Here is a 16105-nt window from a genome sequence, read left to right as displayed (position 1 = left end):
AGGCCCAAGTCCACCGGACTTGGGCCTTTCTGATTTTCACCTAGCGGGTGGTGACCAGGTCCGGCTCCGGCTTGACGCCGACCGGCTCGTCCGGGTCGTCCGACTCGTGGAAGCCGTAGCGGCTGTACATGCGCCGCAGGAACTTCGGGGCCCACCAGTTCGCGCCGCCGAGCAGCCGCATCGTCGCGGGCACCAGCAGCAGGCGGACCAGGGTGGCGTCCACCGCGAGGGCCACCAGCATGCCGACGCCGACCATCTTGATGAAGGTGATGCCCGACGTGGCGAAGGCGCCGACCACGACGCACAGCAGCAGGGCGGCCGAGGTGATGATGCCGCCGGTGCGCTGGACGCCGCCGGCCACGGCCGCCGTGTTGTCGCCGAGGTTGTCCCACTGCTCACGGATGCGTGAGAGCAGGAAGACCTCGTAGTCCATCGACAGGCCGAACAGGATGGCCAGCATCAGGATCGGCTGACTGGCGTCGATGTAGCCGGTCGGGGTGAAGTTGAGCAAGTTGGCGAAGTGGCCGTCCTGGAAGATCCACACCACCACGCCGAAGGCGGCGCCGATGGACACGAGGTTCATCACGATCGCCTTGAGCGGGACCACCAGCGACCCGAAAGCCAAGGCCAGCAGGATGAACGTGATGCCCGCGACCAGCAGCAGCATCCACGGCACCCGCTCGCCCAGGCCGTTCACCTGGTCGACGACACCCGCTGTCGGGCCGCCCACCAGGACTTCCGCGCCCGCGGGCGGGGCGAGATCGCGGATACCGACCACGATGTCGCGCGCGTGCTCGGAGTTGGACGCACCGTCGTAGCCGACCGTGAACAGGGTCGAGTCGCCCTTCTGGCCCGCGACCGAGGTGGCGCGGACGCCGGGGACATCCACGATCTGCTTGGCGAACGCGGTGGCCGTGTCCTTGGAAGCGCCGCTGACCAGGACTCGGATCGGGTCGACGCCGTCGCCGTCGAACTCCGCTGCCAGGCGCTCGGAGACGACTCGGCTCTCGGTGCCCGGGGGGAGGACGCGTTCGTCGACGCCGCCGAACTGGACGCGGGTGAACGGGGCCGCGAGCAGCAGCAGGATCAGGGTGACGCCCAGGGTGTAGAGCACCGGCCTGTGCATGACGCTGTTCGCGATCCGGGCCCACACCCCGTTGTCGGCGGTCTTGGCCGCGGCCGTGGCGACCGCACCGGTCACCGTCGGGATCTTGCGCTTGCGCAGCCAGGGCAGGCGAAGCGCGTTGATGCGGTGGCCGAGGACGGCCAGCATGGCGGGCAGCACGGTGAGGCTGGTCAGCATCGCGACGATCACGGCGGACGCGCCGCCGAGGCCCATCGAGCGCAGCAGCATCTGCGGGAAGATCATCAGCCCGGACAGGGCGAGCGTGACGACGACACCGGACACCGCGACCGTGCGGCCCGCGGTGGCCATGGTGCGCCGCACCGCGTCGTTCACCTCGTAGCCCTTGTCGAGTTCCTCGCGGAAGCGGCTCACCATGAACAGCGCGTAGTCCACGGCCAAGCCGAGGCCGAGAATGGTGATGATGTTGATCGAGAACACCGACACGTCGGTGACCATCGTCAGGCCGCGCACCGCGGTGAACGCGCCGAGGATGGCCACGCCGCCGATGAGCAGCGGCATGCTCGCCGCGACCACGCTGCCGAAGATGAACACCAGCAGCAACAACAGGATCGGCGTCGCGATCAGCTCCGCGCGCACGATGTCGTCGCCGACCTGCTTGTCGATGTCCAGGTTGACCGCGAGCTGCCCACCGATCTGCGTGGTCAGGCCTTCGATGGCCAACCGGTCCCGGACCTGCTTGACGACCGCCTCTCCGGTTCCCGCGACGAACCGGATCGGCACGTAGGTGGCGTTGTTGTCCGTGGAGACCAGCGAAGGCGCCTTGGTCTCGTAGAACGACGTGACCATCTCGACGGCCTTGTCGGCCTTGAGGTCGGCGACGACCGCGTTGACCGGGTCGCGGAACCGCGCGTCGGTCACGTCCAGGGTGTCGCTGGAGTAGAGGGCGATCAGATGGACGTTCGTGCGGCCGATCTCCTCGGACACGCGCGAGATGATCCGCTGCGATTCGCTGGCCGGGTCGCTGAGGCTGCCGTCATCGGCGAGGCGGTCGAACACACCGGTGCCCCAGATCCCGGCGAACGCGACGAACGCGGCTGTCCCGACCAGGATCAACCACCGGATCCTGCCTACAACCGTTCCCCACCAGGCAAACATGCGCTTCCTTCCGTCGGTTTCGATCGGCTACTTCGGTGGCGCCGGGGTGACCGGCGGGAACAGGGTCGGCGCGAGCGGCTCGGCGCGGGCGCTCCAGAGGTCCTTCAGGGTGCTGTCCGGGTCGGTCGCGGCGCGCTCGGCGCCGAGGGCGACGGCGCGCAGGATGTCGGTGATGCCTTGCGCGGAGACGACATCCGGGTCGGCGCGCAGCGCGACGCTGGTGCGGCCGCCCTTGACCGTGACCCGCACGTCGAACGGCTGCCCGTACTGCCGGGCCACCGGGGTCCACACCAGCTCGGCGGGGGTCTCATCCGCGGCGTCGCACGGCCGGCCGTCGAGCTGCAGGTAGTTGAACCAGCACTGGAACAGGTGGTTGAACCAGCAGTCGTGCTCGCCCGCGGCGTTCGCCTCCTCGGCCATGGCCGCGATCCGGTCGAGGTCGTAGAGGGAGGAGCGGTACGCCTTCGCGCTCGCCCAGTGCAGCGCGGTGAGGTGCTCGGCCAGCGTCGAGCGGTGGTCGACCGTGGTGACCACGGGGATCAGCTGGTTCAGCGTTCCGACTACGTGCTGGTACTCGGCGGCGAAGCGGTTCGACGACATCACGCTCATCGCGACCCGCTCGGCCCCGGTGTGCTCGGCGAGACCCGCGGCGACCAGGCCCAGCAGCACGGCGGGCGCGGACACGCCGTGTTGTTTCGCGGCCTGGGCGGCCAAACCGCCGAGGCGGTTCGAGTGCAGCGTCGCCTGGACGCGGTGTTCGGTCTTCTCCAGCGGCAGCGTCGGGAACTGGTGGGTCAGGTCGTCGGCCAGGACGCGCCGCCAGTACCGCTCGGCGCTGTTCTGCCTGCCCTGCCACGACTCCTCGCGCTGCCGCCCGGCCAGCTCGCGCGGCGAGAGGCACACCGGCTCCGGCGCGTCCGGGGTCTCGATCAGGGCCTTGAACTGCGCTTCGAGCTCGATGATCGACCACACGTCGACGATCAGGTGCGAGAAGGACAGCGACAGGAACATCGGCTCGCCGCCGGTGGTGACCAGGACTGCGCGCCAGCACAGCGAATCCGTCATCGGGAACGCCACGTCGACCAGCGCCGCGGTGGTGCGGTCGGGGTCGCCGTAGTCGGTGATCACCCGGTCGACGCGGTCGACCGGCATCGGCAGGTCCGCGTGCACCCGCTGCACCGGCTCGCCGTCACGCAGGTGGTAGGTGGTGCGCAGTGGCTCGTGGCGGTCGAAAAGCCGCCGCAGGGCTGTCCGCACCTGCTCGAGAGTGCGTCCGCGCAGGTCCCAGGTCGCCGGGAGATTGGCTTCCTTCTTCCAGTCCCGCGGATATGTGTCCACTTCGCGCCAGCTGTAGAGCTGGCCATGGCTGAGGAGGGCGTCGACGTGCACGTGGACTCCTAAATGAGGTGAATCGGCCTCTTCACGCGCGAGACGCCTTACCGCAACTTGTTCGCTATCTGAAGATTCCGCCGCCGAAAGCAATGTGAAACTTGTTTCGGTCCGACCGTGAACACGTGATCGACGCCTTACGTCGCGCTGCGTGATCGCAACGCTAGCGGCGGCCGTGACGCAGCGTCAAGCGCGGCCGACGGCAGATTCTGGTGGCCGTTTGTTGTCACCGCGGACCCCGCGCAGATGGCCTAGTTCTCCTGTCGGGCGGCTCGGTCATCGGGTATTAATTCCGGGACAAGCACGAACGAGTGGATAACCCGGCACGTATTCCGCGGTCCGAGTGGTCTCGCCGACCATTCTTCCCGCGAATTTGCCGAACAGAAATAAAGGCGACGACCGTGAGGGTGGCGCATCGCATGGTTGGTGAGACGATTCAACCGAATGGCACGAAGGTCGACGGGATTCGCCGTGCGGCCGCCGAGCCGATCGCCGTCGTCGGCATGTCCTGCAGGCTGCCCCAGGCGGGCGACCCCGACACGTTCTGGCGCCACCTTCGCGCGGGCGTCGACGCCGTGACCGAGGTGCCGGAAGGCCGCTGGCCGCACCTCGGTGTCCTTGGCGAACCCGAGTACCGCCGCGGCGGCTTCATCGCGGACGTGGACCGGTTCGACGCCGACTTCTTCGGGATCTCACCCAACGAGGCCGCGGTGATGGACCCGCAGCAGCGCCTCGCCCTCGAACTCGCCTGGGAGGCGTTGGAGAACGCCCGCCTGGCGCCGACGGCGCTGCGCCAGACCGCCGCGGGTGTCTACTTCGGTGCCATCTCCCAGGATTACGCGGCGATGCAGGACCGCGTGGGCGCACCCGGCCCGCACAGCTACACCGGCGCCAACCGGGCCATGATCGCCAACCGGGTGTCCTACTTCCTCGGCCTCGCGGGCCCCAGCCTGACCCTCGACACCGGCCAGTCCTCGTCTCTTGTCGCCGTGCAGTTGGCTTGCGAGAGCCTGCGCCGCGGCGAGATCGAGCTGGCGCTGGCGGGCGGGGTGAACCTGAACCTGCTCGCCGAGACCACCGACGCCATCGGTTCCTTCGGGGCCCTGTCTCCGGACGGCCGCTGCTACGCCTTCGACAGCCGCGCCAACGGTTATGTGCGCGGCGAGGGCGGCGCCCTGGTCGTGCTCAAGCCGCTGTCGGCGGCGCTGCGCGACGGCGACGTCGTGCACTGCGTGATCCTCGGCGGCGCGGTCAACAACGACGGCGGCGGCGATGGCCTGACCGCGCCGAACGGCTCGGCGCAGCGGCAGGTCATCGAGGCGGCCTGCGCGCACGCCGGTGTCCGGCCCGCCGACGTCCAGTACGTCGAGCTGCACGGAACCGGCACGAGGGTCGGCGACCCGGTGGAGGCCGCCGCGCTCGGCGCCGCACTGGGCGAGGGGCGACCGGCCCCGCTGCTGGTCGGCTCGGTGAAGACCAACATCGGCCACCTCGAAGGCGCCGCCGGCATCGCGGGCCTGCTCAAGGTCGTCCTGAGCATCAAGCACGGCGAACTTCCGCCGAGCCTGAACTTCCAGACCCCCAACCCGAACATCCCCCTGGACGACCTCGGCCTGCGCGTGGCCGCCACGGCACAGCCCTGGCCCCGGCCGGACGCCACGCTGGTCGCGGGGGTCAGCTCTTTCGGCATGGGCGGCACCAACTGCCACCTGGTCCTCGCCGCCGCGCCCGCGAGCGCCGACGAGCCCAGTGGCTCGGGCAGGCCGGACGCGCCGTGGGTGCTCACCGCCCGGTCCGCCCCCGCGTTGTCCGCGCTGGCCGAGCGGCTGCGTGCCCGCATCGGGGAAGGCAGCCTCGACTCCGCGGACGTGGCGCTGTCCCTGGTGCGCACCCGCGCCGAGTTCGACCACCGCGCGGTGCTCCTCGGCGACGACTTGCCGAGCAAGGTCGAGGCACTTTCGGCGCTCGCCGCCGGGCGCCAGGACATGTCCGTCGTCACCGGCACCGCGACCCCGGCCCGCTGCGCGTTCACCTTTCCCGGCCAGGGATCGCAGTGGCCGGAGATGGCCCGCGCGCTGCTCGACAGCTCGCCCGAGTTCGCCGAGCGCGTCGCCGAGTGCGACGCGGCGCTCGCGCCGTTCGTCGACTACTCGCTGACCGACGTGCTCCGGGGTGCGGGGCCCGACCTCGACCGGGTCGATGTGGTCCAACCCGCCCTGTGGGCCGTCATGGTCTCCCTCGCGCACCTGTGGCGCTCGCACGGCGTCGAGCCGGACCTGGTGATCGGCCACTCGCAGGGGGAGATCGCCGCCGCGACCGCCGTCGGCGCACTGTCCATTTCCGACGGAGCGCGGGTTGTCGCGCTGCGCAGCCAGGCGATCGCGGCCATCGCGGGCAGCGGCGGCATGATGTCGGTCGCCGCCCCGCTCGACGTGGTCGAGTCCGTTGTCGCCGCGCACGCTCCCCGCGCCACCGTGGCCGCGGTCAACGGGCCCGCGTCGGTGGTCGTGTCCGGCGACCGTGAGGTGCTCGCCGAACTCGGCCGGATCTTCGACGCCGACTACCGCACGAAGATCGTCCCCGTCGACTACGCATCGCATTCGGTCGCGGTCGAAGAGCTGCGTGAGCGGCTTCTCGTGGCGCTGGAACCGATCCGGCCCGTGTCCGTGGACACCCTGTTCATCTCGACGCTCACCGGTGAACCGATGGACACCGCGGGTCTCGACGCCGGGTACTGGTACCGCAGCCTGCGTCAGCCCGTCCGGTTCGCCGACGCCGTGCGCCGCGCGCTTGACCACGGTTGCGACCTGGTCATCGAGTGCAGCCCGCACCCCGTGCTCGTCGCCGGGGTCGAGGAGACCGCCGAGGAAGCCGAGCGCGACACCGTCGTCGTCGGCACACTGCGCCGCGCCGACGGCGGGTTCGACCGGTTCCAGCGCGCACTCGCCGAGGCGTACACCGCTGGCGCTCCGGTCGACTGGGCGGGAACGCTTGATTCGGCGCGGATCGTCGACCTGCCCACCTACCCGTTCCAGCGGCAGCGCCACTGGTCCGCCGAGGCTTCCCCGCGACCGCTCGTCGCAAATGGACAGACGCGGTCGGTCGAGGAGCCGGTGAGGGGTGCTGCGCACTCCCGGCGCTCCCTGCGCGACCTGGTGCTCAGCACCACCGCGGGCGTGCTGGGCCACCAGGACGCCGCGAGCGTCCTGCCGAGCCGGACCTTCAAGGAACTCGGCGTCGACTCGGCCACCGCCGTCGAGCTGCGCAACCGATTACGAGCCGCGACCGGGCTGCGCCTGTCGACCGGCCTGCTGTTCGACCACCCGACCCCGGACGCGGTCGTCGACCACCTGACTTCGTTGTCGGACAACGACAAGCAAGCCGTCGTCATCACCGCTTCCCAGCCTGCCGACGACGACCCGGTCGTGATCGTCGCCATGGGCTGCCGCTACCCCGGCGAGGTGACCACCCCCGAGGACCTGTGGCGGCTCGTCGCCACGGACACCGACGCGATCTCGGAGTTCCCGACCAACCGCGGCTGGGACGTCGAAGCCCTGTTCGCCACCGGCGCCGAGCGCTCCGGCACCAGCGACACCCGGCACGGCGGGTTCCTGCACGACGCGGACCAGTTCGACGCGGGTCTCTTCGGTATCAGCCCGCGCGAGGCCATGGCGATGGACCCGCAGCAGCGGGTGCTGCTCGAGATCTGCTGGGAGACCATCGAACGCGCCGGACTCGACCACGCCCTCCTGCGCGGCAGTGACACCGGTGTGTTCATCGGCGCCATGGCCCCCGACTACGGCCCGCGCCTGCACCAGCCCGTCGGCGACGTCGACGGCCACCTGCTCACCGGGAACGCGCTCAGCGTCGTCTCGGGCCGCATCGCCTACACCCTGGGACTCCAGGGTCCCGCGCTCACCATCGACACCGCGTGCTCAGCGTCGCTGGTCGCCGTTCACCTGGCGGCGCAGGCACTTCGCCGCGGCGAGTGCTCGCTCGCCCTGGCCGGTGGCGCGACCGTGATGTCGACCCCCGGCATGTTCGTCGAGTTCAGCCGCCAGGGCGGGCTCGCCGAAGACGGGCGCTGCAAGGCGTTCTCCTCGGCCGCCGACGGCACCGGCTGGGCCGAGGGCGCCGGAGTGCTGCTCCTGGAACGCCTTTCCGACGCCCGCCAGCACGGACACCCGGTGCTCGCGGTGCTGCGGGGGAGCGCGGTCAACCAGGACGGCCGCAGCAACGGCATGACCGCCCCGAACGGGCCGTCGCAGGAACGCGTGATCCGGCAGGCACTCGCCGACGCCCGGCTCGACCCGGCCGACATCGACGCCGTCGAGGCGCACGGCACCGGCACCCGGCTCGGCGACCCGATCGAGGCGCAGGCCCTGCACGACACCTACGGCCGGGACCGGCCGCAGGACCGTCCACTGTGGCTCGGCTCGCTGAAGTCGAACATCGGCCACACCCAGGCCGCGGCGGGAGTCGCGGGCGTGATCAAGATGGTCAAGGCCCTCGAACACCGCGTGCTGCCCCGCACCCTGCACGTCGACACCCCGACCGAGCACGTCGACTGGGCGGGCGGCGGCATCCGGCTGCTCACCGAACCGGTCGACCTGCCCGGTGACCGGCCGTCGCGGGCGGCGGTGTCGAGTTTCGGCATCAGCGGCACCAACGCCCACGTCATTCTGGAGCGGGCCCCCGAAGCCACGACCGAGCCCACCACGGCACCCGGACCGCTCGTCTGGACGCTGTCGGCCAAGACCGAGGCCGCGCTGCGCGCGCAAGCCGCCCGCCTGTGCGACTACGCGGTCACCGCCCCAGAGTCCGATCTCCCCGCCGCGGGCCACGTGTTGTCGCGTCGGGCCAGGTTCGACCGCCGCGCGGTGGTCGTCGCCGAGGACCGCGACGACCTGACCGCCGCACTGGCCGCGCTCGCCGAAGGACTCCCACATCAGTCCGTAGTGGACGGTGTGGCCGCCGCGGACGTCCGACCCGTGTTCGTCTTTCCCGGTCAGGGTTCGCAGTGGGCGGGAATGGCCACGGAGCTGCTCGACACAGACGCGGTCTTCCGCGACGAGCTGACCAAGTGCGATGAAGCGCTGGGCAAGTACACAGGCTGGTCCGTGCTGGCCGTCCTGCGCGGCGACGAGGACGCGCCCGACCTGGTCGGCTCGGATGTCATCCAGCCGGTGCTCTTCGCGGTCATGGTGTCCATCGCCGCGGTGTGGCGGTCGGTGGGCATCGAGCCCGCCGCCGTCGTCGGCCACTCCCAGGGCGAGATCACCGCGGCCTGCGCGGCGGGCGCGCTCAGCCTGGACGACGCGGCGAAGATCGTGGCGCTGCGCAGCCAGGCCCTGATGAAGCTCACCGGCACCGGCGGCATGCTCGCCGTGTCCCTGCCCGCTGACGAAGCCGGGCGACGGATCGAGCCGTGGGCCGACCAGCTGTGGATCGCCATCCTGAGCGGGCCCAGCAGCACGGTCGTCGCCGGTGACCTGACCGCGCTCGACGAGTTCGCCGCCATCTGCACGGATGTGCGCGTCCACAAGGTCGCCATCGACTACGCCGCGCACACCCCGCACATCGAGGCCCTGCGTGAGGAACTGCTCACCGCCCTGGACGTCGTCAAGCCGCGGCCGAGCGACATCGCGTTCTGCTCGGCGATGGAAGGCACGTTCATCGACGCGGCCGACCTGACCGCCGACTACTGGTACGGCGGCCTGCGCAACCCCGTCCGGTTCGCCGACGCGGTCCGCGCCTTCGCGGGCCAGGGCACCCCGCTGTTCATCGAGTCGAGCCCGCACGCCGTGCTGACCGGCCACATCCAGGACACGCTCTCCGCCGCGGACTCCGCGGGCACCGCCATCGGTTCGCTGCGCCGCGGCGACGGCGGCAGGCGCCGGTTCCTCCTTGCCGCGGCCCAAGCCCACGTGCTCGGCGCCGACGTCGACTGGTCCGCCGCGCTGGCCGACGTGCCGCGCCGCCACGTCGACCTGCCCACCTACCCGTTCGAGCACCGCCGCTACTGGATCGAGGACGCGGCCCCGACCGCGGACCTCGCCGCGAGCGGCATGGCCGAGTCCCGGCACCCGCTGCTCGGCGCGGTGGTATCCCTCGCCGAGGGCGACGGGTTCCTGCTCACCGGGCGGCTGTCCGTCGCCGCCCTGCCGTGGCTCGCCGACCACGCCGTCGACGGCCAGGTGCTGCTCCCGGGCACCGCGTTCGTCGAACTCGCCCTCGAAGCCGCCACCGTCTGCGGCTGCGACGAGATCGCCGACCTCACCCTGGAGTCACCGGTCGTGCTGCCGGAGACCGGCGCCGTCCAGCTCCAGGTCGTGGTCGGCGGGGCCGACACCTCAGGCCGGCGCGGACTCACCGTCCACACCCGCCCGTCGGAGCCTGCCGACGACCTGAACGACACGGCGTCGTGGACCAGGCACGCCACCGGCGTGCTCGCGGTGGCCGCGCCGACACCGGCCGACGTCCTGGTTTGGCCGCCCGCCGACGGTGTCGCGGTCGATCTCGACGAGGCCTATGAGCGGCTCGCCGATCGGGGTTACGCCTACGGGCCCGCCTTCCAGGGTCTGGTCGACGCCTGGCGGGTGTCCACCGACGGCGGCACCGACACCTACGTCGAGGTCGCCCTTCCCGACTCCGTGCGCGGGGACGCGGACAGCTTCACCCTGCACCCCGCGCTGCTGGACGCCGCGCTGCACGTGATCGTCCTGGGCGACCCGGCGCACGCGCTGATGGACCAGGGCTCGCTGCTGCTCCCGTTCTCCTGGAGCGGTGTGCGGGTGAGCGCGGTCGGCGCGCGAGCGCTGCGGGTGCGGATCACCGAGACCGCGGGCGACCGGGTGTCCCTGGCGATCCACGACGACGCCGGACAGCCGATCGCCGACGTGGATGCCCTCACGCTGCGCCCGGTCGAGCGCCAAGGCGCCGCCGCACCGGCGCGGAGCGGTGTGGCGCCCTACGCGATCGACTGGATCGACCTCACCGTCACCGAAGCGCCGGCGGACACCCGACGCTGGGCAGTCGTGGGCAGCGACAGCGCCGCCGACAACCTCAGCGCGACACTCGGCCTGGCGGGCATCGACGCCCCCCTTTACTACGACCTCTCCTCCCTCGCCGAGATCACCGCGGGCGAGGTGCCCGACACCATCGTGGTCTCGTCCCTGTCCGATGTGGATGGTGTGGTTGCTGACCTCGCCTACTCGGCCCGCGAAGGCATGTACCAGGTCCTCGACCTCATCCAGGTCTTCCTCGGCGACGAGCGGTTCAGCGGGTCCCGGCTGCTGTTCGTGACCCGCGGCGTGTTCGCCGGATCGGCTGAAGGCGTGGCGGGCGCCCCGCTCTGGGGCCTGGTCCGGTCGGCCGCCGCGGAGCACCCCGGGCGGTTCGCGCTGGTCGACGTCGACGAGGGCTGCACCGAGTGGGCCGCGGTCGCCGCCGCGGTGGCGACGGGCGAGACCCAGCTGATGGTGCGCGACGCGGACGTCCTGATTCCCCGCCTGACTCGCCGCGGCACCACAGCCGGGGTGTCCACTATGGACGCTTCGGGAACCGTGCTGGTGACTGGTGGCACCGGTGGTCTCGGCGCCTTGGTCGCCGAGCACCTGGTGAAGCAGCACGGTGTGCGGCACCTGCTCCTGGCTTCGCGGCGCGGCACGGCCGCACCCGGCGCCGAAGACTTGGTGACCCGCCTGTGCGACTTGGGCGCCGAGGTCGACGTGGCCGCCTGCGACGTCTCCGACCGGTACGCCGTGGCGGACCTGCTGAACTCGATCCCCGCCGACCGGCCGCTCACCGGGATCGTGCACACGGCCGGGGTCCTCGATGACGCGACCGTCGACGGGCTTTCCGCCGGTCGACTGGACACCGTGTTCGCGCCGAAGGCCGACGCCGCCTGGCACCTGCACGAACTGACCCGCGACCTGCCGCTGTCGTCGTTCGTCCTGTTCTCCTCGGTGGCGGGGGTGGTCGGCACCCCCGGCCAGGGCAACTACGCCGCGGCGAACATGTTCCTCGACGGCCTCGCCGCGCGCCGGCACGACCTCGGCCTGCCCGCGGTCTCGGTCGCCTGGGGCCTGTGGGACACCGAGGCGGGCATGACCGGTGGACTGACCGCGGCGGACACCGCCCGGCTGGCCCGCTCCGGCATCGCCCCGCTGACCCCGCGACAGGGTCTCGACCTGCTCGACCACGCGCTCAGCTCACCGGACCCGCAGGTGGTCGCGGCGAAGTGGGACACCGCGGGTCTGCGGCAGCGAGGCGAGACCGGCGAACTGCCCGCCGTCCTGCGCGGACTCGTCCGGGTCACCCGCAAGGCCGCGGCAACCACGACCGCCGCGAACGCGGTCGCGACCCCCGTAGACGGCCTGGCGCAACGGCTTTCGTCGATGGCCGAGGCAGACGCCCGCAAGGTCATGACCCAACTCGTCCGCTCGCACGTCGCGGCAGTGCTGGCCCACCCCAGCGGCGACGCGGTGGCGGTGGACATCGAGTTCAGCGAAATGGGCTTCGACTCGCTGACCGCCGTCGAGCTGCGCAACCGGCTCGACGCGGAGGTCGGTGTCCGGCTCCCGGCGACGGTCGCGTTCGACCACCCCACGGTCGCCGCGCTCGCCGAGTTCCTGCGCACCACCATCGCGCCGTCGGCCCAGTCACCCGAGGACCTGCTGCGCACCACGCTCGACCACATCCACGGCGTGCTGTCCGACGACGACGAGAACACCCGCACCAAGCTCGCCGCGATCCTGCACAGCACCCTGCACCGCCTGGGTTCCGGGCAGGCGTCGAGGACCGACGACGTCCCCTTGGACGACACCGTCCTCGACCAGGTCGACTCCGCCTCGGATGAGGAGATGTTCGCCTTCATCGACCAGAAGTTCTGACCCCTCCCTGGATTCCACGCTCCGAAAGGCTCGATTCATGGCGACCGAGGACAAGCTGCGCGATTACCTCAAGCGCGTGACAGTCGACCTCACCGAGGCCCGTCGGCACCTGGCCGAGGTGGAGCAGGCTCGCCACGAACCGATCGCGATCGTCGGGATGGCGTGCCGGTTCCCGGGCGGCGTGACCAGCCCCGAGGGACTGTGGGAGCTGGTGACCGACGAGGTCGACGCGATCGGGCCGTTCCCCGAGAACCGGGGCTGGGACCTCGACGGGCTCTACGACCCGGACCCGGAGGCGCTGGGCAAGTCGTACACCCGCCACGGCGGCTTCCTGTACGACGCGGCGGACTTCGACGCGGGCTTCTTCGACATGAGTCCCCGCAACGCTTTGGCCACCGACCCGCAGCACCGGGTGTTCCTGGAGACCTGCTGGGAGGTGTTCGAGCGGGCGGGCATCGACCCGGCGACGCTGCCCGGCACCAAGACCGGGGTCTTCGCCGGACTGATGTACAACGACTACGCGATGCGGTTCAACGGCGCGTCGCCGCCCGCACTGGAAGGCATGCTCCTGGTGTCGAGCGCCCCGAGTGTCCTTTCCGGACGCGTGTCGTACACCCTCGGCCTGACCGGCCCCGCGCTCACTCTCGACACCGCGTGTTCGTCGTCGCTGGTGGCGATTCACCTTGCGGTGCAGGCGTTGCGCAACGGCGAGTGTTCGCTGGCCCTCGCCGGGGCCACCACGGTCATGGCGACGGCCGATCCGTTCATCGAGTTCTGCCGACAGCGCGCGCTGTCCACCGACGGCCGGTGCAAGTCGTTCTCCGCCGCCGCGGAAGGCGCCGCGTGGTCCGAGGGCGTGGGGGTGCTGCTGCTGGAGCGGCTGTCCGACGCGCGCCGCAACCACCGCGACATCCTCGCCGTGGTGCGGGGTTCCGCGGTCAACCAGGACGGCCGCAGCAACGGCATGACCGCGCCGAACGGCCCCGCCCAGGAACGCGTCATCCTCGACGCGCTGGCCGACGCGGGCCTCGACGCCGCCGACATCGACGCGGTCGAGGCGCACGGCACCGGCACCAAGCTCGGCGACCCCATCGAGGCGGGCGCGCTGATCGCCGCCTACGGGCGCGAACACGCGCCGGACCGGCCGCTGTGGCTCGGGTCGGTGAAGTCGAACATCGGCCACACCGGCGCCGCCGCGGGCGCCGCCGGGATGATCAAGATGATCATGGCGATGCGGCACGGTGTGCTGCCGGAGACCCTGCACGTGGACGCGCCGTCCCCGCACGTCGACTGGTCGGACGGGACCGTCCGGCTGCTGACCGAGACGCGCGACTGGCCGGTCAACGGCTCTCCGCGCCGCGCCGGAGTCTCGTCGTTCGGGGCCAGCGGCACGAACGCGCACGTCATCATCGAGGAGCCACCGGCGCCTGACGAGGTGGAACCGGCGGCCCCCAAAGACCAGATCACCCCGATCCCGCTGTCGGCGAAGACCGAGACGGCGCTGCGCGCGCAGGCGGCGGGGCTGAGATCGCTGCTCGGCCCCGGCTCTCCCGACGCCCCGTCCTGGACGGACGTAGCGTTCTCGGCGGCCACGACCCGCGCGTCCTTCGGGCACCGCGCCGTCATCGTCGCCGCCGACGCGGACGAGGCACTGCGCGGCCTGGACGCGCTCGCCGCCGGTGAGACGATCGCCGGGATGGTGCGCGGCACCGTCCCGCACACGCGCGGCGCGACCGCGTTCCTGTTCACCGGGCAGGGCAGCCAGCGCCTCGGCATGGGACGCGACCTGTACGACGCGTACCCGGTGTTCGCGCGCGCCCTGGACGAGGCCGCCGCGCACCTTGACCTCCAGCTCGACGTCCCGCTCCTCGACGTGCTGTTCGGGAGCGTCCCGGACGCCGCCGAACTGCTCGACCAGACCGCCTACGCGCAGACCGCGCTGTTCGCCGTCGAGGTGGCACTGTTCCGCCTGCTGGAGTCGTGGGGCGTGACCCCCGGCCACGTGGCGGGCCACTCGGTCGGCGAGCTGGTCGCCGCGCACGTCGCCGGTGTCCTGTCGCTGGAGGACGCGGCGATGCTGGTGGCCGCGCGAGGCCGCCTGATGCAGGAACTCCCCTCCGGCGGCGCGATGATCGCGGTAGAGGCCGCCGAGGACGAGGTGACCCCCTACCTGGACGGCGAACGGGTCGGCATAGCGGCCGTCAACGGACCGACGTCCGTCGTCCTGTCCGGCGACGAGGACGCCGTCACCGACATCGCCGCGCGGCTCGCCAGTGAACTCGGTGGGCCGCGCAGGACGCGGCGCCTTCGCGTGTCGCACGCGTTCCACTCGCCGCTGATGGAGCCGATGCTGGCCGAGTTCCGGCGGATCGCGCAGGTGATGACGTACTCGCCGCCGCGCGTCCCGCTCGTGTCGAACGTGACGGGGCGGCCGGTCGTGCCCGACGCGGAGTACTGGGTCCGGCATGTTCGTGAGGCCGTCCGGTTCCACGACGGCGTCCGGTGGATGCGGTCGGAGGGTGTCACCGCGTTCGTGGAGGTCGGGCCCGACGCCGTCCTGTCGGCCATGGGCCCCGCCTGCCTCGACCCAGAGGTCGGGACCGACGACGCGCTGTTCGTGCCGGTGATGCGCGACGGACGCGACGAGCGACGTGAACTGCTGTCGGCCGTGGGGCTCGTCCACGCGCACGGCGCCCACGTCGACTGGGACGGCGTGTTCGCCGGACGCGAGGCACGCCGCGTCGACCTGCCGACCTACCCGTTCGAGCGCCGCCACTACTGGCTGGACGCCGGGACCGGCGCCCCCGGACGCGACCCGAACGGGCATCCGCTGCTGGGCACGGTCGTCGATCTCGCCGGGACCGGCGGCGTCGTCCTGGCCGGACGCCTGTCGACGCGCGCGCAGCCGTGGCTCGCCGACCATGTCATCGCGGGGACCGTGCTGCTGCCCGGCACCGCGTTCGTCGACCTGGCCCTCCGGGGCGGGGACGAGGCCGGTTGCGCCGCCGTGGAGGAGCTGACCCTGGAGTCGCCGCTGGCGCTGCCGTCCGGCGGCGGCGAGGTGGCGGTGCAGGTCGTGGTCGGACCGTCCGCAGAACCGGGGCACCGCCCCGTGGAGATCTTCTCGCGGCCCGCCGCTGCCGCCGCCGACCTCGACGAGCCCTGGACCCGGCACGCCACCGGCACGCTGGCCACCACCGCGCCACCCGCCGACCCGTCCGGGATGACGGCCGCCTGGCCGCCGGAAGGCGCCGAGCCGGTCGATCTCGCCACCCTCGACACGGCGGGCCTGGACTTCGGGCCCATGTTCCAGAACCTGCGCGCCGCCTGGCGCAAGGACGGCGAGATCTTCGCCGAGGCCGCGCTGCCCGAGGACGCGCACCACGACGCCGGACGGTTCGGCCTGCACCCCGCCCTCCTCGACTCGGCACTACGCCCCACCGACCTCGCCGGGGACACGGCCGGGGACGGCGGCGAGATCCGGCTGCCGTTCGCCTGGTCCGGTGTCACTTTGCATGCCACCGGCGCCTCGTCCGTGCGGGTGCGGATCGCGCCCGTCGGCCCGGACGCGGTGTCGGTG

General features: G+C 71.8%; 4 protein-coding genes. 2 read left to right on the top strand and 2 right to left on the bottom strand.

Features of this window, described 5'->3' with window-relative positions; all coding sequences use genetic code 11:
- Nucleotides 1-40: 40 nt before the first annotated feature.
- The gene (locus ACRDSQ_RS05750) at nt 41-2200 is read right to left on the bottom strand and encodes an MMPL family transporter (protein WP_431419426.1); all 2160 of its coding nucleotides are present in this window, start codon (nt 2198-2200) and stop codon (nt 41-43) included.
- A gap of 69 nt (nt 2201-2269) precedes the next feature.
- Nucleotides 2270-3631 (bottom strand): condensation domain-containing protein, encoded by a 1362-nt coding sequence (locus ACRDSQ_RS05745; RefSeq protein ID WP_431419425.1) that lies wholly within the window; start codon nt 3629-3631, stop codon nt 2270-2272.
- A 419-nt stretch (nt 3632-4050) separates the two neighbouring features.
- On the opposite strand from ACRDSQ_RS05745, the gene ACRDSQ_RS05740 reads away from it, so the two are divergent.
- The gene (locus tag ACRDSQ_RS05740) at nt 4051-12525 is read left to right on the top strand and encodes a type I polyketide synthase (protein ID WP_431419424.1); all 8475 of its coding nucleotides are present in this window, start codon (nt 4051-4053) and stop codon (nt 12523-12525) included.
- A 7-nt stretch (nt 12526-12532) separates the two neighbouring features.
- The coding region (locus tag ACRDSQ_RS05735) for a type I polyketide synthase (protein ID WP_431419469.1) at nt 12533-16105 on the top strand (3573 nt) is incomplete at its 3' end.

This window comes from Actinokineospora sp. (assembly GCF_050699995.1).
Classification (GTDB): Bacteria; Actinomycetota; Actinomycetes; order Mycobacteriales; family Pseudonocardiaceae; genus Actinokineospora.
This window is presented reverse-complemented; position numbering and strand designations above follow the sequence as displayed.

Excerpts from the sequence above, each read along its gene's own strand:
- ACRDSQ_RS05740 (WP_431419424.1), top strand. The coding sequence starts at position 4,051 with ATGGTTGGTGAGACGATTCAACCGAATGGCACGAAGGTCGACGGGATT.